Annotated in this window: 27 protein-coding genes; 18 read left to right on the top strand and 9 right to left on the bottom strand. The window is 64.6% G+C overall.

All coding sequences use genetic code 11. The features are described from left to right. The first annotated feature begins 103 nt into the window (after positions 1–103). A complete protein-coding gene (locus tag MFF62_RS11390) occupies positions 104–796 on the top strand; it encodes a helix-turn-helix transcriptional regulator (protein ID WP_238263218.1) in 693 nt (230 codons plus the stop codon). After that, complete coding sequence (locus tag MFF62_RS11395; RefSeq protein ID WP_238263220.1) at positions 793–1,347, top strand: DUF6036 family nucleotidyltransferase; 555 nt, start codon at positions 793–795, stop codon at positions 1,345–1,347. The genes MFF62_RS11390 and MFF62_RS11395 overlap by 4 nt, the downstream gene beginning before the upstream one ends. 68 nt (positions 1,348–1,415) lie before the next feature. Here MFF62_RS11395 and MFF62_RS11400 read toward each other — a convergent pair whose 3' ends face one another. Together MFF62_RS11400 and MFF62_RS11405 are read right to left on the bottom strand one after the other, a co-directional pair. Next, positions 1,416–2,129: a YoaK family protein gene (locus MFF62_RS11400; RefSeq protein ID WP_238263222.1), complete on the bottom strand. Its 714-nt coding sequence runs from the start codon at positions 2,127–2,129 to the stop codon at positions 1,416–1,418. 78 nt (positions 2,130–2,207) lie between these two features. Beyond that, positions 2,208–2,906, bottom strand: a complete 699-nt coding sequence (locus tag MFF62_RS11405) for a hydrolase (RefSeq protein WP_238262415.1) — start codon at positions 2,904–2,906, stop codon at positions 2,208–2,210. 343 nt (positions 2,907–3,249) lie between these two features. Between MFF62_RS11405 and MFF62_RS11410 the strand changes: the two genes are divergently transcribed. Next, the gene (locus MFF62_RS11410) at positions 3,250–4,875 is read left to right on the top strand and encodes a methyl-accepting chemotaxis protein (RefSeq protein ID WP_238263224.1); all 1,626 of its coding nucleotides are present in this window, start codon (positions 3,250–3,252) and stop codon (positions 4,873–4,875) included. A 297-nt stretch (positions 4,876–5,172) separates the two neighbouring features. Then, positions 5,173–6,051, top strand: a complete 879-nt coding sequence (locus MFF62_RS11415) for a c-type cytochrome (protein WP_238263226.1) — start codon at positions 5,173–5,175, stop codon at positions 6,049–6,051. A gap of 9 nt (positions 6,052–6,060) precedes the next feature. Here the strand turns inward: MFF62_RS11415 and MFF62_RS11420 are convergent, their stop codons facing one another. Then, positions 6,061–7,698 carry an acyl-CoA synthetase gene (locus tag MFF62_RS11420; protein WP_238263228.1) on the bottom strand — a complete coding sequence of 546 codons (1,638 nt, stop codon included), beginning with the start codon at positions 7,696–7,698 and terminating at the stop codon, positions 6,061–6,063. Positions 7,699–7,885: 187 nt separating this feature from the next. On the opposite strand from MFF62_RS11420, the gene MFF62_RS11425 reads away from it, so the two are divergent. After that, positions 7,886–8,566 (top strand): Crp/Fnr family transcriptional regulator, encoded by a 681-nt coding sequence (locus MFF62_RS11425; protein ID WP_238263230.1) that lies wholly within the window; start codon positions 7,886–7,888, stop codon positions 8,564–8,566. A gap of 90 nt (positions 8,567–8,656) precedes the next feature. Then, complete coding sequence (locus MFF62_RS11430) at positions 8,657–9,403, top strand: HAD family hydrolase (protein ID WP_238263232.1); 747 nt, start codon at positions 8,657–8,659, stop codon at positions 9,401–9,403. Positions 9,404–9,411: 8 nt separating this feature from the next. Here MFF62_RS11430 and MFF62_RS11435 read toward each other — a convergent pair whose 3' ends face one another. Beyond that, on the bottom strand, positions 9,412–9,588 hold the full coding sequence (locus MFF62_RS11435; RefSeq protein WP_238263234.1) for a hypothetical protein: 177 nt from the start codon (positions 9,586–9,588) through the stop codon (positions 9,412–9,414). Between the two features lie 133 nt (positions 9,589–9,721). Beyond that, positions 9,722–10,720: a GlxA family transcriptional regulator gene (locus MFF62_RS11440; protein ID WP_238263235.1), complete on the bottom strand. Its 999-nt coding sequence runs from the start codon at positions 10,718–10,720 to the stop codon at positions 9,722–9,724. A gap of 276 nt (positions 10,721–10,996) precedes the next feature. On the opposite strand from MFF62_RS11440, the gene MFF62_RS11445 reads away from it, so the two are divergent. From MFF62_RS11445 to MFF62_RS11465, 5 genes are all read left to right on the top strand, one after another. Beyond that, a complete protein-coding gene (locus tag MFF62_RS11445) occupies positions 10,997–11,593 on the top strand; it encodes a carbonic anhydrase (protein WP_238263237.1) in 597 nt (198 codons plus the stop codon). Between the two features lie 150 nt (positions 11,594–11,743). Next, complete coding sequence (locus MFF62_RS11450) at positions 11,744–12,316, top strand: TetR/AcrR family transcriptional regulator (protein WP_238263239.1); 573 nt, start codon at positions 11,744–11,746, stop codon at positions 12,314–12,316. 44 nt (positions 12,317–12,360) lie between these two features. Then, a complete protein-coding gene (locus tag MFF62_RS11455; RefSeq protein WP_238263240.1) occupies positions 12,361–13,242 on the top strand; it encodes an NmrA family NAD(P)-binding protein in 882 nt (293 codons plus the stop codon). Between the two features lie 27 nt (positions 13,243–13,269). Continuing rightward, entirely contained in the window at positions 13,270–13,911 is a 642-nt protein-coding gene (locus MFF62_RS11460; protein WP_238263241.1) for an HD domain-containing protein, read from the top strand. Between the two features lie 38 nt (positions 13,912–13,949). Next, positions 13,950–14,669 (top strand): SDR family oxidoreductase, encoded by a 720-nt coding sequence (locus MFF62_RS11465; RefSeq protein WP_238263242.1) that lies wholly within the window; start codon positions 13,950–13,952, stop codon positions 14,667–14,669. A 618-nt stretch (positions 14,670–15,287) separates the two neighbouring features. Here the strand turns inward: MFF62_RS11465 and MFF62_RS11470 are convergent. From MFF62_RS11470 to MFF62_RS11480, 3 genes are all read right to left on the bottom strand, one after another. Beyond that, positions 15,288–15,578, bottom strand: coding sequence for a hypothetical protein (locus tag MFF62_RS11470; protein WP_238263243.1), 291 nt, complete (start codon positions 15,576–15,578; stop codon positions 15,288–15,290). Positions 15,579–15,654: 76 nt separating this feature from the next. After that, on the bottom strand, positions 15,655–16,905 hold the full coding sequence (locus MFF62_RS11475; protein WP_238263244.1) for a serine hydrolase domain-containing protein: 1,251 nt from the start codon (positions 16,903–16,905) through the stop codon (positions 15,655–15,657). A gap of 45 nt (positions 16,906–16,950) precedes the next feature. Next, positions 16,951–17,871: a DMT family transporter gene (locus MFF62_RS11480; protein WP_238263245.1), complete on the bottom strand. Its 921-nt coding sequence runs from the start codon at positions 17,869–17,871 to the stop codon at positions 16,951–16,953. Between the two features lie 117 nt (positions 17,872–17,988). On the opposite strand from MFF62_RS11480, the gene MFF62_RS11485 reads away from it, so the two are divergent. The 3 genes from MFF62_RS11485 (at position 17,989) to MFF62_RS11495 (ending at position 21,652) form a co-directional block, all read left to right on the top strand. Beyond that, positions 17,989–18,426 (top strand): Lrp/AsnC family transcriptional regulator, encoded by a 438-nt coding sequence (locus tag MFF62_RS11485; protein ID WP_238263246.1) that lies wholly within the window; start codon positions 17,989–17,991, stop codon positions 18,424–18,426. A gap of 148 nt (positions 18,427–18,574) precedes the next feature. Further along, the gene (gene ilvD / locus MFF62_RS11490; RefSeq protein ID WP_238263247.1) at positions 18,575–20,434 is read left to right on the top strand and encodes a dihydroxy-acid dehydratase; all 1,860 of its coding nucleotides are present in this window, start codon (positions 18,575–18,577) and stop codon (positions 20,432–20,434) included. 237 nt (positions 20,435–20,671) lie between these two features. Then, positions 20,672–21,652, top strand: a complete 981-nt coding sequence (locus MFF62_RS11495) for a tripartite tricarboxylate transporter substrate binding protein (protein WP_404990732.1) — start codon at positions 20,672–20,674, stop codon at positions 21,650–21,652. Positions 21,653–21,693: 41 nt separating this feature from the next. On the opposite strand, the gene MFF62_RS11500 is transcribed toward MFF62_RS11495, so the two are convergent. Further along, entirely contained in the window at positions 21,694–22,902 is a 1,209-nt protein-coding gene (locus tag MFF62_RS11500; RefSeq protein ID WP_238263248.1) for a GGDEF domain-containing protein, read from the bottom strand. A 309-nt stretch (positions 22,903–23,211) separates the two neighbouring features. Between MFF62_RS11500 and MFF62_RS11505 the strand changes: the two genes are divergently transcribed. Genes MFF62_RS11505 through MFF62_RS11520 form a run of 4 tightly spaced genes read left to right on the top strand, consistent with a single transcriptional unit; the run spans position 23,212 to position 26,872 of the window. Further along, positions 23,212–24,183, top strand: a complete 972-nt coding sequence (locus MFF62_RS11505) for a Bug family tripartite tricarboxylate transporter substrate binding protein (protein WP_238263249.1) — start codon at positions 23,212–23,214, stop codon at positions 24,181–24,183. Between the two features lie 12 nt (positions 24,184–24,195). Beyond that, the gene (locus MFF62_RS11510) at positions 24,196–25,491 is read left to right on the top strand and encodes a 3-isopropylmalate dehydratase large subunit (protein ID WP_238263250.1); all 1,296 of its coding nucleotides are present in this window, start codon (positions 24,196–24,198) and stop codon (positions 25,489–25,491) included. After that, positions 25,488–26,009: a LeuD/DmdB family oxidoreductase small subunit gene (locus tag MFF62_RS11515; protein ID WP_238263251.1), complete on the top strand. Its 522-nt coding sequence runs from the start codon at positions 25,488–25,490 to the stop codon at positions 26,007–26,009. The genes MFF62_RS11510 and MFF62_RS11515 overlap by 4 nt, the downstream gene beginning before the upstream one ends. Continuing rightward, a complete protein-coding gene (locus MFF62_RS11520; protein ID WP_238263252.1) occupies positions 26,006–26,872 on the top strand; it encodes an isocitrate lyase/PEP mutase family protein in 867 nt (288 codons plus the stop codon). The genes MFF62_RS11515 and MFF62_RS11520 overlap by 4 nt, the downstream gene beginning before the upstream one ends. The last annotated feature ends 51 nt before the right edge of the window (positions 26,873–26,923 follow it).

Genomic DNA, 26,923 nt, shown 5'->3' on the forward strand with positions numbered 1-26,923 from the left:
AAGGCCGTTTCTCAAGCTATTCTGGAAGCGCGTCCCCATCACTAGCCTTCAAATGTTCAATATACTGGACAAATGTTAGGTTTTTGCCTAGCATACTGAACATATGATCTACTCTCGAGAAACGGACCCTCTTGTCGAGCGCCAGTTGCTTTTAACGCTGGGCGATCGGCTTCGGCGTCTTCGCAAGGCCAAGCGGCTGACGGCCAGTCAGTTGGCTGAGCAGGTAGGCATCTCGCGCACCACACTCGCATCTGTCGAAGCTGGTGATCCGACGCCTTCGATCGGCACCTTACTCCGGGTCATGTCGGCTCTCGGTGTCGCGGGTGACTTCGCTTTGTTGGTGTCCGACACATTCCAGCCAGCCCCGCCGAAGTCCGCAGGATCGAACACGTATCGCGGCCGTCCCGAAATTCAGGTGACGATTAGGGCGGATTCGGCGCTTCATCAGGCACAAGATCTTCAGAGCATGGCGCTTCACGAAAGGGCGTTTCAGTTGTTGCGCGAGAATCCCGAACTCCGTCAGCGTGCACTCGACACTCTCGCAGCCTGGCGCGCCAAGGGTCCGTCTCGTTCAGAATCTCTCTGGCTTGAATGGGAGCACATTCTGGCGAATAAAACGTGGCGCAGGGCGCTGGGGCGTACGAAGCGCGCGCAGGAACTCAGGCAGGCATCCCCCTTGCCTACTCTGCTGCCAGAGGAGGTCCGCCGCGAGATAATTTCTCAGGTTCAGGCGCTCAAGAGAGGCGTCGTGATCGGCGATGTGCCCGAAGACGAGTCCGCTGGAGAACCACTATGAAGCGAGAGGATCTCGAGCACATCATTCGTGCGTCGGGCGTTATCACGGACGAGTACGAGTTCGTCATAGTCGGCAGCCAGTCCCTTCTTGGCGGGCATCCATATCCACCCGAGGTCTTCACCGCGTCGGCGGAGGCCGACATCTATCCGCTCCATGCTCCCGAGAAGGCGGATGACATTGATGGCGCGATTGGCGAGGGCTCTCAATTCCACGAGTCGAATGGCTATTACGCGCAAGGCGTCGGCCCAGACACCGCCGTATTGCCTGAAGGATGGTTGCGGCGAGTCGACAAGATCCAGAACGATGGTACGAGCAGCCGCATCGGATACTGTCTGAGCGCCATCGATCTATTTATGGCCAAGGCCGTCGCGAATCGTGACAAAGACCGGGACTTCAACGTGGCGCTGCTGGTGTACGGCTACGTCGAGGCAGAGATGGCCGTTTCGATGGTCGACCAGATGCCGATCGAAACTGCAGCAAAGGGCCGCCTGCGAGCTCGGGTCAAGCGCTGGGTGGGCATCGCTCAGGCACAGGTGATCGCAAAAGACTGAGGAAGGCCAGGGAAACGCGAGTGGCCCCGCCTTTAGTCTGTCCCAATTTCATAGGTGCAGAAGTCTTTTTAAGGAGCCAGAGCGGTCGCATTCGGTGCCAGCGCCCGGTGTGCGCACAGTGCGAACAGGACGCTAACGGGGAGCGCTACCGCCCAATAGCCGGCGCAGCTAAACAGCAGGCCGCCAAGTATTGCGCCGGTCGCGAAGGCCAACACGCTCGGGATCATTTTGGCGAGTCGCTTGCTGATGGCGGCATGCTCTTCTGGCGTGCTCGGGCTGAGCAGGTCCACGATATCCACCACAATCTGCGTGCTATTCCCTGTCATGATGGTGGTGGGTCCCAAATCGCTCAACGAGGTGCGTGACAGCGCATTCTGCACAGCCATTGCCGCCACAGCAAGCAGTCCCGTTAAGGTGGCGAGATATGCGCGGCTGTCGGGGCTGGCGGCGTGCATCGTCGTGCCGGCGATTGCAAACGCGATGAGCAACAGGCTCTCCAGACCGACCAGCGGTACGACAGGGTCACGACCGCAGCGCAGGCGCGCGCGCTCAGAGATCCGGGTGAAGGCGACGACGCCGACAAAAATCGGCAGCGCGAGAATCTTCAGCAGCAGGCCATTCTGAGTTCCCACCGCCTCCACGCCGATCATGATGATATTTCCCGTCACGTGAGCCGTGAACAGTCCTGCCAAGGCAATAAAGCCGATCACGTCTACGTATCCGGCGGCGAATGCGTACCCAGCACCTTCCGCGTTACGGGCAAAGTCTTTTAGAGGCGGCATGTTTTCTCGAGCAAGTACCGTGTGTAACATCCGAAGCGCCACCCCGCTGAACCGGCGCGGTGGCGACATCCTGCGGAATTAGTACTCGATCACCGGTGCATGCACCGGGGCGATGGACTCGTGTGCGGTCTGCGTGCGCTGCGCGGCCTTGTGCACCATCGTGTAGGCGTAGTCGATACCCATGCCGTAGGCGCCCGAGTGTTCCTTGGCCAGACCGGTCACGGCGTCGTACGTTTCCTTGTTCTTCCAGTCACGCTGCCATTCCAGCAGCACCTGCTGCCAGGTGACCGGCACCACGCCGGCCTGGATCATGCGCTGCATGGCGTAGTCGTGCGCTTCCTTGGTGGTGCCGCCCGACGCGTCGGCCACCATGTAGATCTCGTAGTCGCCTTCGAGCATGGCGGACAGCGCGAACGTGGTGTTGCAGACTTCGGTCCACAGGCCGGCCACGACGATCTTCTTGCGGCCGTTGGCGGCCAGCGAGTCGCGCACCTTCTGGTCGTCCCACGAATTCATCGAGGTGCGTTCCAGCGTTTGCTTGCCCGGGAAGACGTCGAGCAGTTCGGGGTAGGTGTAGCCGGAGAACGAATCGCTTTCCACCGTGGTGATGGTGGTGGGCACGTCGAAGATCTTTGCTGCCTTGGCCAGGCCCACCACGTTGTTCTTCATGGTCTGGCGGTCCATCGACTGCACGCCGAAGGCCATCTGGGGCTGGTGGTCGATGATGATCAGCTGGCTGTTACGCGGGGTCAGGACTTGCAGCTTGGCGTTCGACATGGTGATTCTCCGGTATAAAAGATAATTCAATGAATTTGAGGTTTTATCGGGCGGCGCGGGCTTCGCTTCGTTTGCTTCAGTGCGTTGCTGCGCTGTCCATGTGCAGAACTATAGCGGTCGCCCAACCGGAGGAAACAGGCTATCGCTGTCATAGTTATTCAAAATAATTGAATTGATGGAAATGACGCGGAATACACGGCGCCCGGCGCTGGGCTTCTCAAGTTCCGGTCTGGGTGACCGACAACCGAAATAGGTCAGTCCGATAACCCGCGGCGCAGGCAGGCGGTAGACCTTCATCAAGAGCAGTGGGCAACGATCCGCGCCGTTCGAATGGAGACAAGAAATGATGAAGCACCCGTCGATCCGGGGCTCGCTGAGCCTGCTGGTCGCGTTTTTCGGGGTGGCGCTGCTGATTGGCGCCGCCGTGGGGCTGTATTCGATCAGCGCCGGCAACGACGCGCTGAAACAGACCTACACGGTGGATACGCCTGCCGTGGCCGATCTGGAAGCCAGCGCCAGCCAGTTGCTGCGGCTGCGGCTGGCACTGGCCACCTATGCGTCGCTGACCGAACTCAATGACCAGGAAGGCGCCAGCGCGGTACTCAAGCGCTTTGACCAGTACCTCAAGAACGCCAACGAGCGCATCGACCACTATCTGGCCGTGACCGGCAAGGGCGACGAGGAACAGCAGCGGCTGGTCAAGGACATGCAGGACAAGCGCGCCAAGTTCCTGAGCGATGGCGTGGAGCCCGCGTTAGCCGCGCTCAAGGCCGGCGACCGCCAGGCATTCCTGCAGCAGCAGGCGCACAAGCTGCCGCCGCTGTACAGCGCCTATGAGAAAGCCATGCTCGCGCTGGAAAAACTCCAGGTGACCTATGGCGAGCAGCGCTACAACGCCGCGCAGACGCGCTTCAAGCTCGTGATCTGGGCGGTGGCGGTGGGGCTGGCCGGTGCCTTGGTGCTGGGCCTGCTGGTGCGCTGGCTGATGATCCGCGCGATCGTCGCGCCCGTGGATGCGGCGGTGGCGCAGTTCCAGCGCATTGCCGGCGGCGACCTGACGGGCCGCGTGGAAGTGGCGTCGAGCCGCGAGATGGGCAAGCTGACCGGCGCGCTGCAGCAGATGCAGGCGTCGCTGATCGAAACGGTAGGGACCGTGCGTGCCGGCACCGATGCCATCGGCACCGGCGTGGGCGAGATCTCCAGCGGCAATACCGACCTGTCCCAGCGCACCGAGGAGCAGGCCGCGTCGCTGGAGCAGACCGCCGCGAGCATGGAGGAACTGACCTCGACCGTGAAGCAGACCGCCGAGAATGCCCGCCATGCCAGCGAACTGGCGCGGGGCGCGTCCGACCTGGCCGCGCAGGGTGGGGACCTCACGCAGCAGGTGGTGGACACCATGCAGCACATCGTGGCCGATTCGCAGAAGATCGGCGACATCGTCGGCGTGATCGAGAGCATCGCGTTCCAGACCAATATCCTGGCCCTCAACGCCGCCGTGGAAGCCGCGCGTGCCGGCGAGCAGGGGCGCGGGTTTGCCGTGGTGGCGTCCGAGGTGCGCTCGCTGGCCCAGCGCAGCGCCGGCGCCGCGAAGGAAATCAAGGGCCTGATCGAGCTGTCGGCGAACCGCGTGGAATCGGGCGCCGGCCTGGTCGGCCGCTCGGGCGCGACCATGGGCGAGATCGTGACGGCCATCGCACGCGTCAGCGACATCATGAACGAGATTGCGGCGGCTGCCGTGGAGCAGAGCAGCGGCATCGACCAGGTGAACGTGGCCGTGACGCAGATGGATGAAGTGACGCAGCAGAACGCGGCGTTGGTGGAACAGGCTGCGGCGGCGGCCGGGGCGCTGGAGGAACAGGCGCAGCGGCTGTCGGCGGCGGTGGCGGTGTTCAGATTGGATGGGGTGGAGGCAACCGCGCGGCCGGAACGGCGCGGTGTGGGGCACGGTGGGCGGTTGGCGTTGGCATAGTTGTGTAGGTGTTGCGACTGGTTATAGCTCCCCTCTCCCGCGTGCCTTGGGTTTTTTGGCTCCCCTCTCCCGCTTGCGGGAGAGGGGCTGGGGGGAGAGGGCAACGCGGTTCTGCTTGCCGACATTTCGCAATTTGAACCGCTGACCCTCTCCCCCAACCCCTCTCCTGTCCGTCTTGCGGGAGAGGGGAGCAAACCAGCGCGGAAGCAGGCAGCGGAGGGGAGCAACCCCGCGAGGAAGCAAACGAGGGGCATTCCATGCGACCATACCCGCCTGACCCTCCCCAACAAAAACAACATGACCCCCTGGCTCTCCCGCGTCGCGGCGGCATTCGCCTGCGCCGCTGCCTGCCTCGTCACGCCAGCCCAGGCGGCGGACACCTCGGCCACGCTGACCATCACCGCCGGCGCGCAGCAGAAGACCTTTACGCGTGATGCGCTGCTCAAGGACCCGCGTCTGGTCAGCGTGACGGTCGACGACGACAACTACAAGCGCCGCATGACGTTCAAGGCCATTCCGATGGCGGCGTTGCTGGCGGGCTTGCCGCAGTCGGCCGATGGCAGCGCCACCACGGCGGCCACAGACGGCTACGTCTCGCACCTGCCGCTGGGGCTGCTGCTGGCCGACCAGCCCAACGGCCCGCGCGCCTGGCTGGCGGTGGAGAACCCGGCGCGGCCGTGGCCGAAGCTGAAGGGCCAGGACATCGGCCCTTATCGGCTGATCTGGACCGTGCCCAAGGCGTCGACCCAGACGGTCAGGATTACCGAAAGCCTGTGGACCTGGGCAATTGCCCGCATCGATATCGGCGCCACGGCGGCCGAGCGTTTCGCGGTGATCCGCCCGGCCGAAAGCGAGCCGGCCGATGGCCCGGTGATGCGCGGCTTTGCCGCGTTCCAGCGCGTCTGTTTCTCGTGCCATTCGATGAACCGCGCTGGCGACGCTCACCTGGGGCCTGACCTGAACGTGCCTCACAACCCCGTGGAATACCTGGGCGACGAGCGGCTGGCAGCGCTCGTCCGCAACCCGCAGTCGCTGCACTGGTGGCCAGGCTCGAAGATGCCTTCGATCGACGAGAAGACGCTGTCCGACGCCGAACTCAAGGACCTGCTGGCCTACCTGCACCACATGGCGGGCCGCAAGGCGCCCGCCGAGACCCCGGCGGCGCCCAAGCCCTGAGCGCGCGACTCAGACGTCGATGGCCGACGCGGACTGCAACTGGCGCCGCAGTTCGAACTTCTGGATCTTGCCCGTCGACGTTTTCGGCAGCGGCCCGAAGTACACCGCCTTGGGCACCTTGAAGCCCGCCAGCAGCGTACGGCAGTGCGCGATGATCTCGTCGGCCGTGGCGCTGGCGCCGTCCTTGAGTTCAACGAACGCGCACGGCGTTTCGCCCCACTTGCTGTCGGGCTGGGCCACCACGGCGGCGGCCATCACGGCCGGATGGCGGTAGATCGCATCCTCGACCTCGACGCTGGAGATGTTCTCGCCGCCCGAGATGATGATGTCCTTGCTGCGGTCCTTGATCTTGATATAGCCGTCGGGCATGCACACGCCCAGGTCGCCCGTGTGGAACCAGCCGCCCTTGAATGCGTCGCGCGTGGCGCGGTCGTTCTTCAGATAGCCCTTCATGCAGATGTTGCCGCGGAACATGATCTCGCCGATGGTCTCGCCGTCGCGCGGCACCGGCTCCATGGTGTCGGCATCGAGCACCGCCACACCCGACTGCAGGTGGTAACGCACGCCCTGGCGCGCCTTGAGCACCGCGCGTTCTTCCATCGACAGCGTGTGCCAGTCGTCCTGCTCGGCGCAGGCGGCGGCCGGGCCGTAGACCTCGGTCAGCCCATAGACGTGCGACAGCTCGAATCCCATTTCTTCCATCTGCGCCAGCACTGCTGCCGGAGGCGGGGCGCCGGCCACCATGCCGCGTACCGGCCCGCGCAGGCCCTCGCGCCAGCTCGCCGGCGCGCTGACCAGCGCGGTGTGGACGATGGGCGCGGCGCAGTAGTGCGTCACGCCCTCGTCGCGCATCAGGTCGAATACCAGCTTGGGATCGAACTTGCGCAGGCAGACGTTCACGCCGGCACGGGCGGCCACGGTCCACGCGAAGCACCAGCCGTTGCAATGGAACAGCGGCAGCGTCCACAGGTAGACGGGATGCTTGGCCATGTCCCATTCGAGGATGTTCGACACCGCGTTCATCGCTGCGCCCCGGTGGTGATAGACCACGCCCTTGGGGTCGCCCGTGGTGCCCGACGTGTAGTTCAGTGCGATGGCATCCCATTCGTCGTCGGGCATGCGCCAGGCGAAATCGGGGTCGCCGCCGGCCAGGAACGTTTCGTAGTCGGTGTCGCCGAACGGCGCGTCCGGCTCGGGGCCGAGCACATCGTGCACGGCGATGACCTTGAGCCCCTGCACCTCGCGCGCAAGCTGGCGCGCCACGTCGGCGAATTCGGTATCGGCCAGCAGCACGCGGGCCTCGCCATGACGCAGCATGAAGACCAGATTGGCGGCGTCGAGCCGGATATTGAGCGCGTTCAGCACGGCGCCGGCCATCGGCACCCCGAAATGCGCCTCGATCATCGCCGGCGTATTGGGCAGCAGTGCCGCCACCGTGTCACCCTTGCCGATCCCTGCGCGGGCCAGGGCGCTGGCCAGCCGGCGGCAGCGCGTGAACGTGTCGTGCCAATTCTGGCGCGTCGGGCCATGCACGATGGCCAGGCGCTGGCCGTAGACTTCGGCCGCGCGGGCGATGAAGTCGATCGGCGTCAGCGGCACGAAGTTGGCGGCATTGCGGGCCAGCCCGGTGTCGTAGTCGGTCGGCATGGTGGTTGTCTCCTGTCTGGGATCCGTTGCGGATGCATGGTGTGTTATTGGGGGCACGCTATCATTGTGCCGCCGGCCACTCTGTCGTCTGGATGACAGAGTGGCCGCAGCCGCCATTTCGCACACGCCGTGCGGGAGTTGGCGTCAGGTTCACGTCAGTTTCACGTCAGGTTTCGCCATCTTCCCCATGGACGTCCACGCAGCGCTTGCAGAACACGATTGGTATCGCGCGATGGCGCCAGCACATCAGGCGCTGGCCGTATCGGGCACGGTCGCGCGCACGGTTGCCGCCAACAGCTATATCGCGCGCCGTGGCGAGTATTCGCAATACTGGATCGGCGTGGATGCCGGGCTGATCAAGCTGGCCGTCTATACGCCGGACGGCCGCGGCTGCACGTTCTGCGGCGTGCCGGCTGGCGGCTGGTGCGGGGAGGGCAGCGTCATCAAGCGCGAGGATCGGCGCTACGACGTGATTGCGGTGCGTGAATCGCGTGTGCTGCTGGTGGCCGAGACGGTCTTCAACACGCTGCTGGCGGACAGCCTGCCGTTCGCGGGCTACGTGGTGCGGCAGCTCAACGAGCGGATGGGCCAGTTCATCGCCATGGTGCAGAACGACCGCCTGCTGGGCGCCGACGCGCGCGTGGCGCAGGCCATCGCGCAGTTGTTCCATCCGGCGCTGTATCCGAAGACCAGTGCGGTGCTGGAGCTGTCGCAGGAAGAAATCGGCCTGCTGACCGGATTGTCGCGGCAGCGCGTGAACCAGGCACTGCGGCGGCTCGAAGCGGAGGGCATGGTCGGGCTGTCGTACCAGACCATTCGCGTGACGGACCTGGAGGCATTGCGCCGGTTCGGCCTGTCGGACCTGTAGCCCGCACGGTCTCAAGGTCGCGCGGATGCCGCCGATCTCGGGTAAAGTCGGCCCTCTCATCGATTTACCGGCTTCACTCCCCCTTATCCCATGCAATCGCTGGCCCACATCGCGGCAATTTCCCTCGATCTCGACGACACCCTGTGGCCCTTCGGCCCCGCCGTACTGCGCGCCGAACAGACCCTGCACGACTGGCTGCTGGCGCAGGCGCCGCGCACGTCGAGCCTGCTGACCTCGCCGCAGGTGCTGGGTGATCTGCGCGTGCGGTTCCAGGCCGACCGGCCCGATCTGGCGCACAGCCTGCGCGAACTGCGGCTGGGATCGATCCGCCTGGCGCTGGAGTTGTCAGGCGAGGACCCAAGCCTGGCCGAAGCTGCCTACGACGTGTTCTTCGCGGCGCGCCAGCGGGTGGATTTCTTCGAGGATGCGTTTCCGGCGCTGGAATGGCTCAGTGCGCGTTTTCCGCTGGTGGCGCTGTCCAATGGCAACGCCAGCCTGCAGGTCACGGGCGGCCATCACTTCTTTCACGCGGCATTGAATCCGGAGAGCGCGGGCTGCGCCAAGCCCGATGCGGCGATTTTCCACGCAGCGGCGCAGGCGGCAGGGTGCGAGCCGGCGCAAATGCTGCACGTGGGCGACGATGCCGATCTCGATGTGGTGGGTGCCATCGCGGCAGGCATGCAGGCCGCGTGGCTGGTGCGCTCGGACGACGCCGTGGCCGCCCGCTGGTCACGCAGCAGCCAGGCGCCACATCTGGTGGTGCGCGATCTCTATGCGCTGTGCCAGGCCATCGACCCGAGCTGCCCGGTGGCGCGGGCGATGCCGGCGGCGCGCTAGTACGGTCCTCAGTCGCCCGACTTCTCGGGCGGCACAGCCTTGCCCAGCAGCTTGCCGAGCAGGCCATTCTTGCCGGCGTTCTGCTGGCGCTGCGTCTTCGGCAGTCCGGCACGGTTAGCGCCGGCCTGCTTCAGGCTGTTGTTGATTTTGAGGCCCTTGTTCTTTTCCAGGTCGGTTTTCTTCACGGACGGCTTCCAGTTGGTTCAAGCCCGGCATTGTACGCAGTCGCCACGACGGCTGGGCAAGTCAGGTGGACATTGCGAACGTTTGGCTCCCTCTGCTTGCCCCGATATGGCGCCTTGGGCGCTCGGTGATGTTTCAGGGTTGCGTATGGCCAAACCGCCGCCGATAGTCTTGCGGGGAAATGCCAAAGGCTTTGACGAACGCGCGGCGCATGCGCTCGTCGTCGCCGAAGCCGGCCCGACGCGCGACGGTCTGAATGCCATCAGGCGCAGATTCGAGAAGACGCCTGGCCGCTTCCGTGCGGATTTTCTCGACCGCACGCGCCGGACTCTCCCCCATCTCACGCTGATAGACGCGCGCAAAATTGCGCGGGCTCATGCGCGCCGCATCGGCTAGCGCCGTGACCGACAGATCGGCTTCGAGGTTGGCGCGTATCCACACGTGAAGATCGTCGAAGCGGCCGCGCGTGTCGCGCATTTGCTGGCGCAGCTCCACGCTGAACTGCGACTGGCCGCCGGGCCTTTTGAAGAACAAGACCATCCCGCGCGCCACATCGAGCGCCGCCATGTGGCCCAGGTCATCCGTAATCAATGCGAGCGCCATGTCGATGCCAGCGGAAACGCCGGCTGATGTCCAGACGTGACCCGAGGTGACAAATATGTCGTCGGGTTTGACGTGTACGGCTGGGTGCAGGCTCGCCAATCGGGCGCAAGCCGCCCAGTGTGTCGTCGCCTCGCGACCGTCGAGGACGCCGAGCTGGGCGAGAATGAATGCGCCGGTGCAAATGGAGCCGAGCCGGCGCGGACGGTCGAGATAGCCTTCAAGCCTGGCCCTCAGCGACGCTGTCGCCGTTGCAGGCATGACAAGATCGGCGCCGGCAACAAGCAGCGTATCGACGGAATCGACCGCTTTGTCATCGAGGCGAGTCGTTTCGAGTTTGATGCCCGTGTCCGTCGTGACGAACCCGCCGGCCTCGGAAGCCAGTACGACCCGGTAGGCCGCACCACCATCAGCGAAGCAAGCGTCGTTGAACGCTTGCAGGGGGCCGGATACGTCCAACAGCTTGACGCCCTCATACGCAACGATGACGACCTTGCGCGGCGCCTGTGAATGCGCATTGTTGGTATTCGACATCGAATTACTAGCTCCGGCTCTGACCTATCCCGCGCAAGACTGGCGCGCCTCGCCGCAGCTTATGGGATCTTGTCCGCTGGCAGCAAGGACAACAGGTCCTCATATTCAGCCACATTTTCCATGTTACCTATTCAGTACACGAAGCTCGTTAACGTTGGCAGTAATTGAGGATGTCTTGTCATTTGCGCCATTGCAGGTCCTGCTTAGACTGGGTCGTGCAGCAGCCCGACCGGGCTCGCTAACGTCAACAGCAAGACCAACTCGTGGAGCAGGAACATGTCGAAGTACAGTGAATTTGAATTCAGGACACAACCTTGGTTTGACCCGGCCTGGTTCGATCGGTCGAACTTCCAAGGCTTCAGTCAGTTCATTCCGATGAAGACCATCGTGATCCATTGCTTTGACCCGCGTGCGTCCGAGATTCCGGCGGCGGTTGCGGCTTACTTTGGCGACGAGGTCTATCCTGGCGAGAATATTCTCGACGAGGCCGGCAACCGGGTTGGCAACACGCGCACACTCTTCGCGGTCTCGAATGCCGGCGGGCGGGCCCTCGCGGCGCTGCAGTCCGTTGCCACGATGGACTATCTCTTCAAGGTCCAGAGGGTGGTGGTTGTGCACCATTCCTTTTGCGGCGCAACGGCCTTTACGCCTGAGACGCTGATCGACGAATTCCACGACCATCATCACGCCGACATCGCGACGATGTTCGATCACGAGAGCCTCGCCATTTCTCATTTCGAAGACTCGGTCAAGCATGACGTCGCACTGCTGCGCGCCAGTCCGGCCGTGCCGAAGAACGTGGAACTCTACGGCTTCTTCTTCGAGATGAATTCCGGCAAGCTGACCGAGATCGCCCGCGATATTCCGGCATAGCTTGCCGCCTCAGCTCCCGCGGACGCCTTTCTCGCTCGCGTGAGCCGAAAGCCGCCTTTCCCCTCAACCCGACTCGTTCCTTGACTTTCATTTAGATGGTGACTAACATCTATTTAAGATGGTTAGCGACCACACACATGAGGTGATGCGATGAGGAAATCAAAGGCTGAGGCGGCGGAAACGCGTGAGCGGATCGTCGATGCCGCTGCCCGGCAATTCCGGTTGAACGGCATCCAGGGCACGGGGCTGAACGACGTGATGACGCCGTTAGGTCTGACGCAGGGCGGGTTCTATCGCCACTTTGCGTCGAAGGATCAGTTGGTGGCCGAAGCGTGCGCGCGGGCGATGACCGAGGTGATCGACGGGTTGGGAACCGTCGTTCGCCAAGGTCAGCAAGCCAGTGGCTTTGCGGCCGTGGTGGATGCCTATGTGTCCGCGGCCCATCGCGATACGCCCACAGGCGGATGCCCGCTGGCAGCCATGGGAAGCGAACTGGCCCGCGCGGACAAGCAAACGCGGGCGGCGGCGGCGCAAGGATTTGATGAACTGGTGGAAGTGCTGACGAAGCAATTGGCGCACAAGCCGCAGCAGGAGGCCAGGTCGGCCGCCGTTTTCACACTGGCCGCCATGATTGGCGCCATCACGATGTCGAGAGTTGTTGAAGATGCCGACGCTTCAATGGCGATTCTGGAGGATGTGAGGCAGCACCTCGGCGCAATCTAATCCGGTCGGACACATTCACAGCCATTTACAAGCTGGAGCAATCGATGGAACAACGCAAATATCTCATCACTGGCGCAACGGGCAAGACCGGCGTCCATACCGTACGAAACCTGCTTGATGCAGGCCACGCTGTCCGCGCCTTCGTCCATCAGGAAGACGACCGCAGTGCCGCGCTGCGTAAAGAAGGAGCGGAAGTCTTTGTCGGCGATCTTCTCGAACATGACGACGTGATTCGCGCCATGGAAGGCGTGGATGGCGCTTACCTCTGCTATCCGGTCCGTCCTGGCTACATTCAGGCAACCGCGTACTTTGCCGAGGCGGCACGTCGGGCGGGCGTCAAGGTCGTTATAGAGATGTCGCAAATCTCGGCACGTGACGATTCGAAGAGCCATGCTGCGCGCGACCATTGGATTGCCGAGCGCGTGATGGACTGGTCCGGCGTGCCGGTCGTTCATATCCGTCCGACTTACTTCTCGGAATGGCTGACGTTTCCGTGGGTGCTCGATCCCCTGGTGCAGGAGGGCAAGATCACGCTGCCTTATGGGGAAGGGCGGCACGCACCGATCGCGGCCGAGGATCAGGCACGTCTGATTGCCAACATTCTCGCGAATCCCGAGGGCCATATCGGCAAGACCTATTCCCTCTTCGGTCCAGTGGAACTGAGCCAGCAGGAGATTGCCGAGGAGATCGGCAAGGTGCTGGGACGCGAAATCACCTATGCACCGGCGACGCTCGAACAATATCGCGCGCATCTGCAGACCTACGACCTGCCGGAATTTTTGATCCAGCATTTCCTGGAAACCGCCGTCGATTATCAGAACGGCATCTTCGCAGGCACCAACCGGGTCATCGAGGAAATCACCGGGCAGGTGCCACAGACGGTAGCCGGATTCGTTCAAGCCAATCGCCAGGTGTTTCAACAGTAAGCCGGCGGCGCCAGCAAGGAGAAAGAAGTGAGCAATCCTGTCACCGTGGGCGGACTGATAGCGCCGGACTCGGCGTTGTCCCGCAAAGCCGCATCACTCGTCGAAACCGTTCACCCGAAAGCCATGCTTCACCATGTTCACAGGACGTGGTGGTTCGCTGAATTCTTGGGCCGAAAGCGCCAATTGAAGTACGACCGCGAAGTCGTCTACCTTGCCTCGGTGCTGCACGACCTCGGACTGACCAAGGAGTTTGCTGCCGATCAGCGATTCGAGGTCGATGGTGCCAACGCCGCCAGCCGGATCCTGCGCGAACACGGTTATCCGGAGTCCAAGGCCGATCTGGTCTGGCAGGCTATCGCGCTGCATTCCAGCGGTGGCATCGCCGGCCTGATGGCGCCCGAGATTGCCCTGGTTTTCATGGGCGCCCATGTCGACGTGATGGGCTTGCACTACGAAGAGATGACGCCGTCGTTTGTCGATGACGTTCTCCAGGCCTATCCACGGCTGGGATTCAAGAACGCATTCCAGGAGGCGCTGGCCGAAGTGGCCAGAAAGAAGCCGCATACCGCCATCGGCACAGGGCTCGCCGACATCGGTCACCGCCACGTGGACGGATTCTGCATCCCGGACGTATGCGACCTGATCGACGGCGCGCCATTCCATAGCTGATATCTGGCTGACTAGTTCATGCCAGCAGGAGATTCGAAATGAAGATCAAAGGTTCTGTTGTATTCGTTACCGGCGCAAGCCGTGGGTTGGGACTCGCATTTGCCCGCGAGGCAGTGGTGCGCGGTGCGGCCAAGGTATATGCCGGTGTCCGCAATCCGGCGGCATTCGACCAGCCGGGCATTATTCCGGTCAAGCTGGACGTGACCGATCCGGCGTCAGTCGCTGCTGCTGCGGAGTTGGCGAAGGACGTCACCGTGCTGGTCAACAACGCCGGCATCGCCGAGGTTACGGGGTCGCCGTTTGCCGATGTCGCCGACGAGCACGCGCGCCGGATTTTCGAGACGAACTACTACGGCGTCATGCGCGTGACGCGTGCCTTCGAACCCTTGCTGCCAGAAGACGGGCAGGGCGCCATTGTGAACGTGCTTTCTGACGTCACCTGGCGCACGGTGCCGATGCTGGCCCCTTACTCGGCGTCCAAGGCGGCTGCATGGAGTTACACGAACAATATCCGGGTGCAATTGAAAGACCGGCGTATCGCGGTGGTCGGACTGCATGTTGGATTTGTCGATACCGACCTGACCAAGGACTTCGACGTCCCCAAGGCGAATCCGCTTGATGTGGCCCGCCAGGTGTATGACGCGCTGGAGGCCGGAGAAAGCGAGGTATTGGCCGACGAGGGGAGCAAGGAGTTGAAGCGCTCGCTTTCTCTGGCTGTGCCTGGGTATATCGATCCTGAGGTACTTGAAAGTAAATAAGAACCTAGGGCTTGCAAGCCGGAATGATCGAATGATCGGGTTTGCACCCGGTAGGGCGGGAGGGGGGCACTTGGCCCTCCCGCCCAGGGGACGCCATAGCCGACTGCAAGAGAGAAGCTTCCGGAGCAATTTATCCAGGACTCAAGATTAATGCCTTCGCCGTTGTTCCACCTTTGCAGTTCGGCGGCCATGCTGGATGGAATGTCTATGGATGCAGAGAGGTTAGTAAGCAAAACTGAAGTCGTCGTGCCAAAAAACGCCGGATGCGTAGCGGTCATACACCATTTCCCGTGCATGGATCGGATGGCTCCACATTTAGTTAGCTTGAGGCATCAAGGAAGCTTAACGCGCTTCGGAATGGAAACATGTGGTGTGCCAAGCGGAGGGGCTGAAGCGTTCGACGCTGCTCGACTGCTTCTTCGATGTCGATGGAGAGCCCTTGGTCGACCGATTGCGTGATTTGGCTCAGGCTAGCATTGCGTCCAACCAGCCAATCCTTTTTCAGTAACGTCGGCGTCGGTTCGAGCCTGCGGCTACCGTCAAGTTACCGCACCTGGCTGGGCTCGATTTTCGAGGCAACGAACGATCATCGGTCTGCCACGATCTCACCGCCACCAATCAATCATCCCCCTTGATCGCATCCTTCGTCGCCTGATACCCCCGCTTGGTCGTATCGGCCACTGCGTGTCCAGCGTCACGTGCCCCGTGGCCGATGGTGCGCCCAGCTTCCTTGGCGCCGTGGCCGATCGTACGGGCGACATCAGCCACGGCGTGGCCGGTTTTCTTGCCCGCTTCCTTGACGCCTTCCTTGAACGCATGTGCATCGGACGCCATGCTGGCGTGCGCCAGGGGGCTCAGGGCCGTCATGGCGGTGATCGAAAACGTCAGGATCGTCGTGCGGAGCTTCATGGGGCGGTCTCTTACCAAGGCTTGCGGGCATTCTACCCGGCCCCGCGTCCGGCACGGCCGGCGCGGGGCGCGGACGCTAGCGTCTGGCTGGGCCTGTTTCCGTGATTGCACTGTAGACCAGCGTGCGGAGCTGCCGGCGGACCGGATAGGCCGACGACGGCAGTAGCTGCGTCAGGAACAGGCCGATCAGCTCTTCCTGCGGATCGACCCAGAAGAACGTGCTGGCTGCACCCCCCCAGAACATGTCGCCGGCGCTGCCCGGGATCAGTGTGCTGGCCGGCTTGACGGTGGTGGCGAAGCCCAGGCCGAAGCCCACGCCCTCGTAGGTGGCCTCGCTGAACATCGAGCGCGACAGGCTAGGAAGATCCGCCCCGCCGGGCAGGTGGTTGGCCGTCATCAGCGCTAGCGTCTTGGGGCTGAGCAGCCGTACGCCATCCAGCTCGCCGCCGCCCAGCAGCATGCGGGCAAAGCGCATGTAGTCGGCGGCTGTCGATACCAGTCCGCCGCCGCCCGACAGGAAGGTGGGCGATTGCAGGTAGGGGCTGGTGCGGGGGTCATCCTGCAGCATCGGGCCGCGGTTCGAGATGACCTTCGAGCCCAGCGCGCCCACGGCATAGCAGGCGCAGAAGCGGTCGGCCTTGTGCTCGGGTACGTGGAACGCGGTGTCGACCATGCCGAGCGGATCGAGAATCCGCTGCTTCAGGAACGTGTCGAACGGCATGCCGCTGACCTGACCCACGAGGTAGCCCAACACATCGGTCGCCACCGAGTAGTTCCAGGCTTCGCCGGGCGAGAACTCCAGCGGCAGCGTGGCCAGTTTCTGGACCATGTCGTCGAGCGTGCCTTCGGTGGCCAGTTCGCCGATCTTCAGCTTGCGGTAGGCCGCGTCGACATTGGTGTTCTGCTGGAAGCCGTAGGTCAGGCCCGAGGTATGGCGCAGCAGGTCCACCACCATCATGGGGCGGGCCGGGGCGCGGGTCTGAAAGCCGTCCATGAAGCCGCCCGCGAACACGCCCAGGTTTTCCCACGCGGGAATGTACTTGCTGACCGGGTCGTCGAGCGCGATCTTGCATTCTTCCACCAGCATCATGATGGCCACCGACGTGATCGGCTTGGTCATCGAGTAGATGCGGAAGATGGAATCCTCGGCCAGCGGCACCTGCCGCTCGCGGTCGGCCTGGCCCAGTACCGCGTTGACGGCCAGTTCGCCGCGCCGCCATACCTGCACCAGCGCGCCGGGCAGCTTGCCGGGGGCAACGTAGGTCTCGTCGATAAAACGTCCGATCCGGTCCAGCCGCTCCCGGGACATCCCCTGCGTGTCCTGCATATCCGTGCCTCCGTGCCTGGTTGAAATGGAGGCGCGGACCGCAGTTCAGGCGGAGGGTTTGCGTTCCCCCCACGGCAGCAGTCCGCGCCATGGCCATCCCAGTGTCATGCCGGCCGCAGCCAGCAGGATCAGCGCCGCCCCGCCCACTTGCGACAGGTGCAGGTGATGCCCGAAGGCCAGCCGGTCCACCAGAATGGCCACGATAGGATAAATGAACGACAGCGCCCCTGTCAGATGTGTCGGCAGTTTCTGGATCGCGCCATACAGCAGGATGTACATCAGGCCGGTGTGGACAAAGCCCATGGTCGCCAGCGTGGCCCACGGCAGCGCGCCCGTCGGCAGGTCCGCGCGCAGGGCCATCGGCAGCAGCATCACGGTGCCCACCAGCACGTGGATCATGGCGATCAGGTGCGGCGCCACGCCCTTGAGCCGCTTGGCGATCAGTGCCGCCAGCGCGTAGAAGAACGCCGCGCCCAGCGCCAGCCCGATGCCCAGCAGGTAGTTGCCATGCGTGGCGCCGGTGTCGGGCTTGCCCTGCACGATCAGCAGCATGCCCCCGAAGGCCAGCACCAGCCAGGCTACCTTGGCCACGGTGATGCGTTCGCCCAGGAACAGCGCGCCCAGCGCCACCAGCATGAACGGCTGGGTGTTGTAGACCGCCGTGGCGATCGAGATCGAAGCCCCTTCATACGCCGAGAACAGCAGCAGCCAGTTGGCCACGATGGCCACGCCGCCCGCCACCGCCAGCAGCACCTGCCGCATGCTGATGCTGCCCGGGCGCAGGTAGCCGCGCGCCAGGCACACCGGCACCAGCACCAGCGCGCCAAACGCGCAGCGCCAGAACACCACCTGCGTGACTGGTCGCCCCGATATCACCACTAGCCAGCCGATGGTGCCTGAAATCACCATCGCCGCCGCCATCTCCAGCATGCCCCGAGTCCTGTCTTCCACGGCTTGCCTCCGCATCCTGCTGTATTCAAGAGGCTTGCAGTTTAAGGGCTGTGGCCTACAATCCACAGTCGAAAGTGAAGGTGGGTGACGGGTTTTTCCGTCGTTTATGAGGCAAAACATTGGAAATACCTTATGTCGCTCGATGACATCGATCGCCGCATCCTGGCCTTGTTGCAGCAGGACGGCCGCATGCCCATCAAGGCGCTGGCCGAGCAGGTGGGCCTGTCCTCGCCGGGCGCGTCGGAGCGGCTGCGCCGGCTGGAGGACCGTGGCGTGATCCGGGGCTTCACGGTGGATGTGGAGCCGCGCACGCTGGGGTTTGCGATGCAGGCCATCGTCCGCATCAAGCCGCTGCCCGGCAAGCTGCAGGCCGTGCAGAAGCTGATCGAGGGCATCCCGGAATTCGCCGAATGCGACAAGGTGACCGGCGACGACTGCTTTATCGGCCGGCTGTACCTGCGATCCATCGAGCACCTGGACCATATCCTGGAGCAGATCACCGAGATGGCCGAGACCACCTCGGCCATCGTCAAGTCGCAGCCGGTCAGGCGGCGCCTGCCGCCGCTGTAGCCGGGCGGGTGTGGAGGCAGGGCGTGGCTGTGGGATAATGTCGCGCTTTGCCCGGCGCCCGGCTCAAGAGGCCGCTCGCACGGGTCTGTCCAGGCCCTTCGATCCCCCAGTGGGCCGCTGCTTTCGCGTTTTCATCAAGCACCCACAAATGCCCACATACCGTTCCAAGACCTCCACCGCCGGCCGCAACATGGCGGGCGCGCGCTCGCTGTGGCGCGCCACCGGCATGAAAGACGAGGATTTCCAGAAGCCGATCATCGCGGTGGTCAATTCGTTCACCCAGTTCGTGCCGGGGCACGTGCACCTGAAGGACCTGGGTCAGCTCGTCGCGCGCGAGATCGAGGCCGCCGGTGGCGTGGCCAAGGAATTCAACACCATCGCCGTCGATGACGGCATTGCCATGGGCCACGACGGCATGCTGTACTCGCTGCCCAGCCGCGACATCATCGCGGACTCCGTGGAATACATGGTCAACGCGCATTGCGCCGATGCGATGGTCTGCATCTCCAACTGCGACAAGATCACCCCGGGCATGCTGATGGCCGCCATGCGCCTCAACATTCCCGTGATCTTCGTGTCGGGCGGCCCGATGGAAGCCGGCAAGACGCGCCTGGCCAATCCGGTCACCAAGACCATCGAACTGAAGAAGCTGGACCTGGTTGACGCCATGGTGATGGCGGCCGATTCGTCGTACTCGGACGAAGAAGTGGCACAGGTGGAACGTTCGGCCTGCCCCACGTGCGGTTCGTGCTCGGGCATGTTCACGGCCAACTCGATGAACTGCCTGACCGAGGCGCTGGGCCTGTCGCTGCCGGGCAACGGTACCGTGGTGGCCACGCACGCCGACCGCGAGCAACTGTTCAAGCGCGCCGGTAGCCGCATCGTCGACCTGGCCCGCATGTACTACGAGCAGAACGACGAGCGCATCCTCCCGCGTTCGGTGGGCTTCAAGGCGTTCGAAAACGCCATGACGCTCGATATCGCCATGGGCGGTTCGACCAACACCATCCTGCACCTGCTGGCGATTGCGCGCGAAGCCGAGATCGACTTCACGATGAAGGACATCGACCGCATGTCGCGCACGGTGCCGCAGCTGTGCAAGGTGGCGCCGAACACGAACAAGTACCACATCGAGGACGTGCACCGCGCAGGCGGCATCATGGCCATCCTGGGTGAACTGGACCGTGCCGGCAAGCTGCACACCGACGTGCCGACCGTGCACACGCCTACGCTCAAGGACGCGCTGGACCAGTGGGACATCGTCCGCACCCAGGACGAAGCGGTGCGCAATTTCTACATGGCTGGCCCCGCCGGCATCCCCACGCAGGTGGCGTTCAGCCAGAACACGCGCTGGCCCAGCCTGGACCTGGACCGCGCCGAAGGCTGCATCCGCTCGTACGAGCATGCGTTCTCGAAGGAAGGCGGCCTGGCCGTGCTGACCGGCAATATCGCGCTCGATGGCTGCGTGGTGAAGACCGCCGGCGTGGACGAGAGCATCCTGGTGTTCGAGGGCACGGCACACGTGACCGAATCGCAGGACGAGGCCGTTGAGAACATCCTCAACGACAAGGTCAAGGCCGGTGATGTGGTGATCGTGCGCTACGAAGGCCCCAAGGGCGGCCCGGGCATGCAGGAAATGCTCTACCCGACCAGCTACATCAAGTCGAAGGGCCTGGGCAAGGCCTGTGCGCTGCTGACCGACGGCCGCTTCTCGGGCGGTACCTCGGGCCTGTCGATTGGCCACTGCTCGCCGGAAGCCGCTGCTGGTGGCGCCATCGGCCTGGTGCGTGATGGCGACAAGATCCGCATCGACATCCCCAACCGCACGATCGACGTGCTGGTGTCCGACGAGGAACTGGCAACCCGCCGCGCGGCGCAGGAAGCGCTGGGCTGGAAGCCGGTCAAGCCGCGTCCGCGCAAGGTGTCGGCCGCGCTCAAGGCGTACGCCAAGCTGGTGATGTCGGCCGACAAGGGCGCCGTGCGCGACCTGTCGCTGCTCGACGACTGACGCGCCTGGCCGCATCGCGCGGCCTTGGCACAACGTCAAACGCCGCCCCGCCATACCCTGGCGGGGCGGCGTTTTTTATTGGCGCCAAAGTTTCAGCCGATGAAACTTTGATGCATTGCAGAGTGACAGCGCGCCGCCGGTGCGCCTATAAGCCTCCTGGAAAAGCTCGTTTCAACGCCATTCCAAAGCTGTTTCGCGAATTTCATTCCGCAAAACCGTAGCGATCCAGGAGCGCGCATGTCCGTCTTCCGCAAGCCGTGGCTGTCCCCGTGGGTAATGGTGCTTCCGTTGCTGGCCGCCGCGCCGGGCGCGCAGGCGCAGGCATGGCCTGCCAAGCCGATCCGCATGGTGGTGCCCTATCCGCCGGGCGGTCCCACCGACATCGTGGCGCGCGTGGTGGGGCAGAAGCTCTCCGAGCGGCTGGGCCAGCCCATCGTCGTCGACAACCGGCCGGGCGCCGGGGGCAATATCGGTGCCGATGCCGTGGCCAAGTCCGCGCCGGATGGCTACACGATGCTGGTGGCCACCACCGCCCACGCCATCAACATGACGCTGTTTGCCAAGCCCGGCTACAGCACCCGCAACGACTTTGCGCCGGTGTCGATGCTGACCAGCGGCCCGCTGGTGCTGGTGACGGCGCCGTCCACCCCGGCCGCCAACGTTGGCGAACTGATCGCGATGGCCAAGGCCAATCCGGGCAAGGTCACGTTCGCGAGTTCGGGCAACGGACAGTCCACGCACCTGGCGGCCGAGTTGTTCGACAGCATGGCCGGCATCCGGATGACCCATGTGCCATACAAGGGCAGCGCCCCGGCGCTGACCGATGTCATGGCGGGGCAGGCCACGGTCATGTTCGACACGATGCTGTCGGCGATGCCGTTCGTGCGCGACGGCAAGCTGCGCGCGCTGGCCGTGACGGGTGCGGCGCGATCACCGGCCGCGCCGGACATTCCCACCGTGGCGCAGGCTGGCCTGCCCGGCTACGAAGCCACGGCGTGGAACGCGCTGCTGGTGCCGGCCGGCACGCCGCCGGCAGTAGTGGCGAAGGTCAGTGAAGCGCTGAAGGCCGTGCTGAACGATGCCGACGTCAAGTCGCGGTTTGCCTCGCAGGGGTTTGCCGCCACGTGGACGTCGCCACCGGAAACGGCGCAGTTCCTGGCGCATGAGATCGACAAGTGGGGCAAGGTCGTGAAGGCGTCGGGCGCGACGATCGACTGAAGCGCCGGCGGGGATTGCGACGTTTTGCGGCGTTTGCGGCTTCAGGCGGGGAAGGCTGCGCCAACCACCTCGATGCGGTCGCGGTCGCGCTTGGCGCGATAGAGCGCCTGGTCCACCTCGCGCAGCAGCGCCTCGAAGTCTGGGATGCTGGCCAGCGTGTCGGTATCGGCCACGCCCGCGCTGAATTCCAGCGTGAACGGTAGCTGTGGCGAGGTGGGCGCCTGGTGCAGCGCATTGCGCAGCCGTTGCAGGAAACCGTGCGCCTGCACGGCATCGGTACACGGCAGCAACAGCAGGAATTCCTCTCCACCCCATCGCACCAGCACGTCGCCCTGGCGCTTGAGCCGCACCACGGCGTTGGCAAACGCCTGCAGCGCCGCGTCGCCCACGGCGTGGCCGTGCTGATCGTTGATGCCCTTGAAGTTGTCCAGGTCGATCATTGCCACGGCCAGCGGATGCGCGGCGGCGCGTGCGCGCTGCCATTCGGCCTGCACGATCTCGCTGGCGCCGCGCCGGTTCAGGGCCCCGGTCAGCGAGTCGGTGCGGCTCAGGTTCAGGATGCGCTGGCGCAACTGCTCCTGCAGCGCCAGCGCATAGCTGAGCGTGAGCAGGAACGACACCAGCCCGTCCATCAGCAGCGCGTCCACAGTGGGGAAGAACGGCGCGTGCAACGGCAGCGCCGGAATCGGGTGCACCGTCAGCATGACCGTGCCGATGCCCTGGAATGCGATCAGCACCACCTGACCGGCCAGCAGGCCCCAGGCCGAGCGATACCCGGCCCGCGCCATGCGCCATGTGATGCGCGCCTGGTTGGCAATCGACAGCAGCATGCCCAGGCAGAACCACGGCAGCGCGTAGGCGCTATGCAGCGTAATGGTCGTACCGGCCAGGTAGATCGCCGGCACCAGCAGCCAGACGCGCAGGTGCCAGCCTCGGGAGCGTCCGCGGCCAATCAGGTGGTCGAGCGCCAGCGTGTGCGCGCCCACCGCCGCCATCAGCAGCGTGGTGCCCACCACGTGGGCCGTGGCCGGGGTGAATACCGGCAGCCACGCCAGCGCTGCCGGCGGCACGCCCGGCTGCAGCAGCACCACACCGTGATAGGCCGCGATCAGCAGGTCGCCCCCCAGCCACCAGTGCAGGGACGCGTTGTCCTTGCCCAGTCCCAGATAAGACAGGCACAGGAGCAGCGTTGTCATCAGCCCGAACGGGGTGATGACGGCAAGCAGGGTGACGGGATCGTTGAACGGCATGGACAGACGGCAGGCAGGGCGCAAGTGTATTACGGCAACGCCTGCCTGGCAGCGTTATCAGCGGCTTTCGTCAGGTATTTACGTTCGCTTACATGACTACCCTCATGTCTGTGTACCATGGCGCGCTTTGCCGGCGCTCGGTGTTGGATTCCCGCCATGCTGGCCGTTTCGCGGTCGCTTGAATGTCCAGACATTGAAGGGGCCAACTGGTCTGGTGGATAGGACCAGCTGGTTCCATTGAGTGGCCCGGCGGCGGGGCATAGAGTCCGCCTGAACTCCACAGGAATAAGACAGAGGCGGAGACAACGTATGTCGATGAATCGAAGAAGGCTGCTGACTGGTGCTGCGCTGGCCATGTTTGCGGCATGGATGCCGGCGCAGCACGCGGTGGCCCAGGACAAGCCGATCACGATCGTGGTGGGCAGCCCGGCTGGCGGCACCACCGACGCGCTGGCGCGCCTGATCGCCCGTTCGGTGGGCGAGACGCTGCACCGCACGGTGGTGGTGGACAACCGGCCCGGTGCCGGCGGCAATATCGCCGCGCAGTACGTGGCGCGCGCCACGCCGGACGGCAGCACGCTGCTGATGAGCTTCACGGGCCATACCATCAACGCCACGCTGTACAAGAACCTGCCGTTCGATCCGGTCAAGGACTTCACGCCGATCTCGATGGTGGCGCGCGTGCCCAGCGTGCTGGTGGCGCGCAAGGGCGTGCCGTTCGACACCACGGCCGGCCTGGTCGACTACGCGAAAAAGAACCCCGGCAAGCTCACGTTCGCGATTGGCGCGCAGGGTTCGTCGCTGCATCTGGCCAGCGAGCAGTTCAAGCTGCAGACCGGCACCGACATCGTGAACATCCCGTACAAGGGCACGAACCCGGCGCTGACCGACCTGCTAGGCGGCACCGTGGACCTGATGTTCGCCAGCACCGTGAACGTGCTGCCGCATCTGAAGGCCGGCACGCTGAAGTTCCTGGGCGTCAGCAGTAAGGACGCGCTGGCGCAGTTTCCGGGCGTGCCGCCGATTGGCCAGACGGTCAAGGGCTTCGAGTCGTCGGCGTGGTTCGGGCTGTTCGGCCCGGCCAAGCTGCCGCCGGCCGTGACGGACCAACTCTATCGCGCGGTGAAGATCGCCGTGGAGGACCCGGCCTACAAGAAGCGCATGGAAACCGAGGCTGCCACGGCCATCAGCATGACGCCGCAGGCGTTTGCCACGTTCGTGCGCGGCGATATCCAGCACTGGGCCAAGGTGATCCAGGCGTCCGGTACCAAGGTGGAGTAAGGAATTTCAAAAATGGGCCAGACATTGGCGCAGAAACTGCTGGCCCGCGCGGCCGGCAGGGCGGAAGTGGCACCGGGCGAGATCGTCACGTGCCGCGTGGACCTGGCGATGATGCACGACTCGGGCGGCCCGCGCCGCGTGAAGCCGATGCTCGAGAAGCTGGGCGCGAAGGTGTGGAATCCGGACAAGGTGGTGGTGGTGACCGACCACTACGTGCCGGCCCATGACGCCGACAGCCGCAAGATCGTGCAGATCGCGCGCGACTGGGTGCGCGACGAACGCGTGACGCGCTTCCACGACATGGAAGGCATCTGCCATGTGGTGGTGCCGCAGAAGGGCTACCTGCGTCCGGGCATGTTTGCCGTGGGCGGCGACAGCCATTCGTCCACCGGCGGCGCGTTCGGCGCCTACATGTTCGGCATCGGCGCCACCGAGATGCTGGGCGTGCTGGTGACGGGCGAGATCTGGGTACGCGTGCCGCAGACCATCCGCATGCGCTGGCATGGACGGCTGCACGCGGGCGTATCGGCCAAGGACATGATGCTGCGCATGTGCACGCGCTTCGGCATGGATGGCGGCCAGTATCAGTCCGTGGAGTACACCGGCGACGCCGTGGCGGCGCTGCCGATGCAGGAACGCATGACACTGTCGAACATGACCGCCGAACTGGGCGCCCAGGTGGGCCTGGTGGCGCCCGATGCCGTCACGCGCGACTGGCTGCTGGCGGCGGGCGTGGCGGCGGCGGATATCGACATCGACGCCTGGCAGTCCGATGCCGACGCCGCCTGCCTGGCGGAACACGACTTCGATGCCTCGGCGCTGGCGCCGCAGGTGTCGCGCCCGCATACGCCGGCCGATGCCGACGACGTGGACGCGTTCGACAACATCGGTATCGACATTGCCTATATCGGCGCCTGCACCGGCGCCAAGCTGGAAGACCTGCGCATGGCGGCGCAGGTGCTGCGCGGCCAGCGTGTGGCGCGCGGCACGCGCCTGCTGGTGGCCCCGGCCAGCGCGGCCGACCAGCAACGCGCCGCGCAGGAGGGCACGCTGGCCGTGCTGACCGATGCCGGCGCCGAGCTGCTGCCCAATGCCTGTGGCGCCTGCGCGGGCTACGGCGAACATCGCTTCGGCGAGGACAGTGTGGTAATCAGTGCCACGGCACGTAATTTCAAGGGACGCATGGGCGCCGCTTCGTCGCAGGTCTATCTGGGGTCGCCGTACACGGTGGCGGCATCGGCCGTGGCCGGGCGCATCGCCGATCCGCGCGAGGTAATGAACGACGTTAGCGCCGAGGTACGCGCATGAGCACGCATCTCACCGGCCGCGCGTGGGTGTTTGGCGACGACATCAATACCGATCTGCTGGCGCCCGGTGCCTACATGAAGTTTGGCATCGAGGAAATCGCGCGCCATTGCATGGAGGCCGTGGATCCGACCTTCGCGGCGCAGGTGCGTCCGGGCGACGTGGTATTCGGCGGCCGCAATTTTGGCGCGGGCTCGTCGCGCGAGCAGGCCGTGGAGGTGCTGCGCCATCTGGGCGTGGTGGCCGTGGTGGCCCCGTCGTTCGCCGGCCTGTTCTATCGCAACGGCTTCAACCTGGGCCTGCCGCTGCTGACCTGCGCGGACTTGCCGCCGGTAGCCGCCGGCCAGCGGGCCGGTTGCGGCATCGATACCGCACAGGTCTTTCTTGAGGGCATCCCGGCATTGCAGTGCGAGCCGGTACCCCCGCATCTGGTGGCCATGATCCGCGATGGCGGACTGGTACCGCACCTGGCGCGCCGTATTGCGTCGGGCCAACTCACCGTGAACGAGGAAATGCAATGAGTACGACGACGTTGAAGCAACGCCTGCAAGGCACCGGCATCGTGACTGCGCCTGGCGTCTACGATGCGTTTTCCGCGCTGCTGGTGGAGCAGGCCGGTTTCCAGGCCGCCTACCTGTCGGGTGCCAGCATTGCCTACACGCGGCTGGGCCGTCCCGATATCGGCTTCCTGTCGCTGGACGACGTGGCATCGGTGGCGCGCAATATCCGCGAGCGATGCCCCACGCTGTCGCTGATCGTCGATGCCGATACCGGCTTTGGCAACGCGCTGAACGTGATGCAGACCGTGCGCGTGCTGGAGCGTGCCGGTGCTACGGCGATCCAGTTGGAAGACCAGGCCATGCCGAAGCGATGCGGCCACTTGGACGGCAAGACGGTGATCGGCGCAGCCGAGATGGCGGGCAAGATCCGCGCCGCCTGCGACGCGCGCCGCGACGAGAACACGCTGATCATCGCGCGTACCGACGCCGTGGCCGTGGAGGGCATGGACGCCGCGCTGGCACGTGCCGAGCTGTATGCCGAGGCCGGCGCCGACGTGCTGTTCGTGGAAGCGCTGCGCAGCCGCGAGGACATGACCGCCGCCATCGCCCGGCTGGGCAAGCGCGCGCCGCTGCTGGCCAATATGGTGGAAGGCGGCAAGACGCCCGTGCTGCCGGCGGCCGAGCTGGAAGAGATCGGCTTTCGCATCGTGATCTTCCCGGGCGGCACCGTGCGCGCGCTGAGCTTTGCGCTGCGCGACTACCTGGGCAGCCTGCAGCAGCACGGCACCACCACGCCGTACCTGGACCGCATGCTGTCGTTCCAGGCGCTCAACGACGTGATTGGCACGCCGGAGATGCTGGCGCTGGGCAAGCAGTACGAATAACCGGGGCGGGCGCACTTGCCGGGGCGGGGGCGCACGCGTACCGTGGCGGCA

Source organism: Cupriavidus pauculus (assembly GCF_022179805.1).
Lineage (GTDB): Bacteria > Pseudomonadota > Gammaproteobacteria > Burkholderiales > Burkholderiaceae > Cupriavidus > Cupriavidus pauculus_E.

Excerpts from the sequence above, each read along its gene's own strand:
- MFF62_RS11515 (WP_238263251.1), top strand. The coding sequence starts at position 25,488 with ATGAGCACGCATCTCACCGGCCGCGCGTGGGTGTTTGGCGACGACATC.
- MFF62_RS11390 (WP_238263218.1), top strand. The coding sequence starts at position 104 with ATGATCTACTCTCGAGAAACGGACCCTCTTGTCGAGCGCCAGTTGCTT.
- MFF62_RS11505 (WP_238263249.1), top strand. The coding sequence starts at position 23,212 with ATGTCGATGAATCGAAGAAGGCTGCTGACTGGTGCTGCGCTGGCCATG.
- MFF62_RS11440 (WP_238263235.1), bottom strand. The coding sequence starts at position 10,720 with ATGTCGAATACCAACAATGCGCATTCACAGGCGCCGCGCAAGGTCGTC.
- MFF62_RS11510 (WP_238263250.1), top strand. The coding sequence starts at position 24,196 with ATGGGCCAGACATTGGCGCAGAAACTGCTGGCCCGCGCGGCCGGCAGG.
- MFF62_RS11425 (WP_238263230.1), top strand. The coding sequence starts at position 7,886 with ATGGACGTCCACGCAGCGCTTGCAGAACACGATTGGTATCGCGCGATG.
- MFF62_RS11450 (WP_238263239.1), top strand. The coding sequence starts at position 11,744 with ATGAGGAAATCAAAGGCTGAGGCGGCGGAAACGCGTGAGCGGATCGTC.
- MFF62_RS11465 (WP_238263242.1), top strand. The coding sequence starts at position 13,950 with ATGAAGATCAAAGGTTCTGTTGTATTCGTTACCGGCGCAAGCCGTGGG.
- MFF62_RS11470 (WP_238263243.1), bottom strand. The coding sequence starts at position 15,578 with ATGAAGCTCCGCACGACGATCCTGACGTTTTCGATCACCGCCATGACG.
- MFF62_RS11495 (WP_404990732.1), top strand. The coding sequence starts at position 20,672 with ATGTCCGTCTTCCGCAAGCCGTGGCTGTCCCCGTGGGTAATGGTGCTT.
- MFF62_RS11410 (WP_238263224.1), top strand. The coding sequence starts at position 3,250 with ATGATGAAGCACCCGTCGATCCGGGGCTCGCTGAGCCTGCTGGTCGCG.
- MFF62_RS11455 (WP_238263240.1), top strand. The coding sequence starts at position 12,361 with ATGGAACAACGCAAATATCTCATCACTGGCGCAACGGGCAAGACCGGC.
- MFF62_RS11430 (WP_238263232.1), top strand. The coding sequence starts at position 8,657 with ATGCAATCGCTGGCCCACATCGCGGCAATTTCCCTCGATCTCGACGAC.
- MFF62_RS11475 (WP_238263244.1), bottom strand. The coding sequence starts at position 16,905 with ATGCAGGACACGCAGGGGATGTCCCGGGAGCGGCTGGACCGGATCGGA.
- MFF62_RS11420 (WP_238263228.1), bottom strand. The coding sequence starts at position 7,698 with ATGCCGACCGACTACGACACCGGGCTGGCCCGCAATGCCGCCAACTTC.
- ilvD (WP_238263247.1), top strand. The coding sequence starts at position 18,575 with ATGCCCACATACCGTTCCAAGACCTCCACCGCCGGCCGCAACATGGCG.
- MFF62_RS11415 (WP_238263226.1), top strand. The coding sequence starts at position 5,173 with ATGACCCCCTGGCTCTCCCGCGTCGCGGCGGCATTCGCCTGCGCCGCT.
- MFF62_RS11445 (WP_238263237.1), top strand. The coding sequence starts at position 10,997 with ATGTCGAAGTACAGTGAATTTGAATTCAGGACACAACCTTGGTTTGAC.
- MFF62_RS11485 (WP_238263246.1), top strand. The coding sequence starts at position 17,989 with ATGTCGCTCGATGACATCGATCGCCGCATCCTGGCCTTGTTGCAGCAG.
- MFF62_RS11520 (WP_238263252.1), top strand. The coding sequence starts at position 26,006 with ATGAGTACGACGACGTTGAAGCAACGCCTGCAAGGCACCGGCATCGTG.
- MFF62_RS11395 (WP_238263220.1), top strand. The coding sequence starts at position 793 with ATGAAGCGAGAGGATCTCGAGCACATCATTCGTGCGTCGGGCGTTATC.
- MFF62_RS11405 (WP_238262415.1), bottom strand. The coding sequence starts at position 2,906 with ATGTCGAACGCCAAGCTGCAAGTCCTGACCCCGCGTAACAGCCAGCTG.
- MFF62_RS11500 (WP_238263248.1), bottom strand. The coding sequence starts at position 22,902 with ATGCCGTTCAACGATCCCGTCACCCTGCTTGCCGTCATCACCCCGTTC.
- MFF62_RS11400 (WP_238263222.1), bottom strand. The coding sequence starts at position 2,129 with ATGCCGCCTCTAAAAGACTTTGCCCGTAACGCGGAAGGTGCTGGGTAC.
- MFF62_RS11480 (WP_238263245.1), bottom strand. The coding sequence starts at position 17,871 with ATGCGGAGGCAAGCCGTGGAAGACAGGACTCGGGGCATGCTGGAGATG.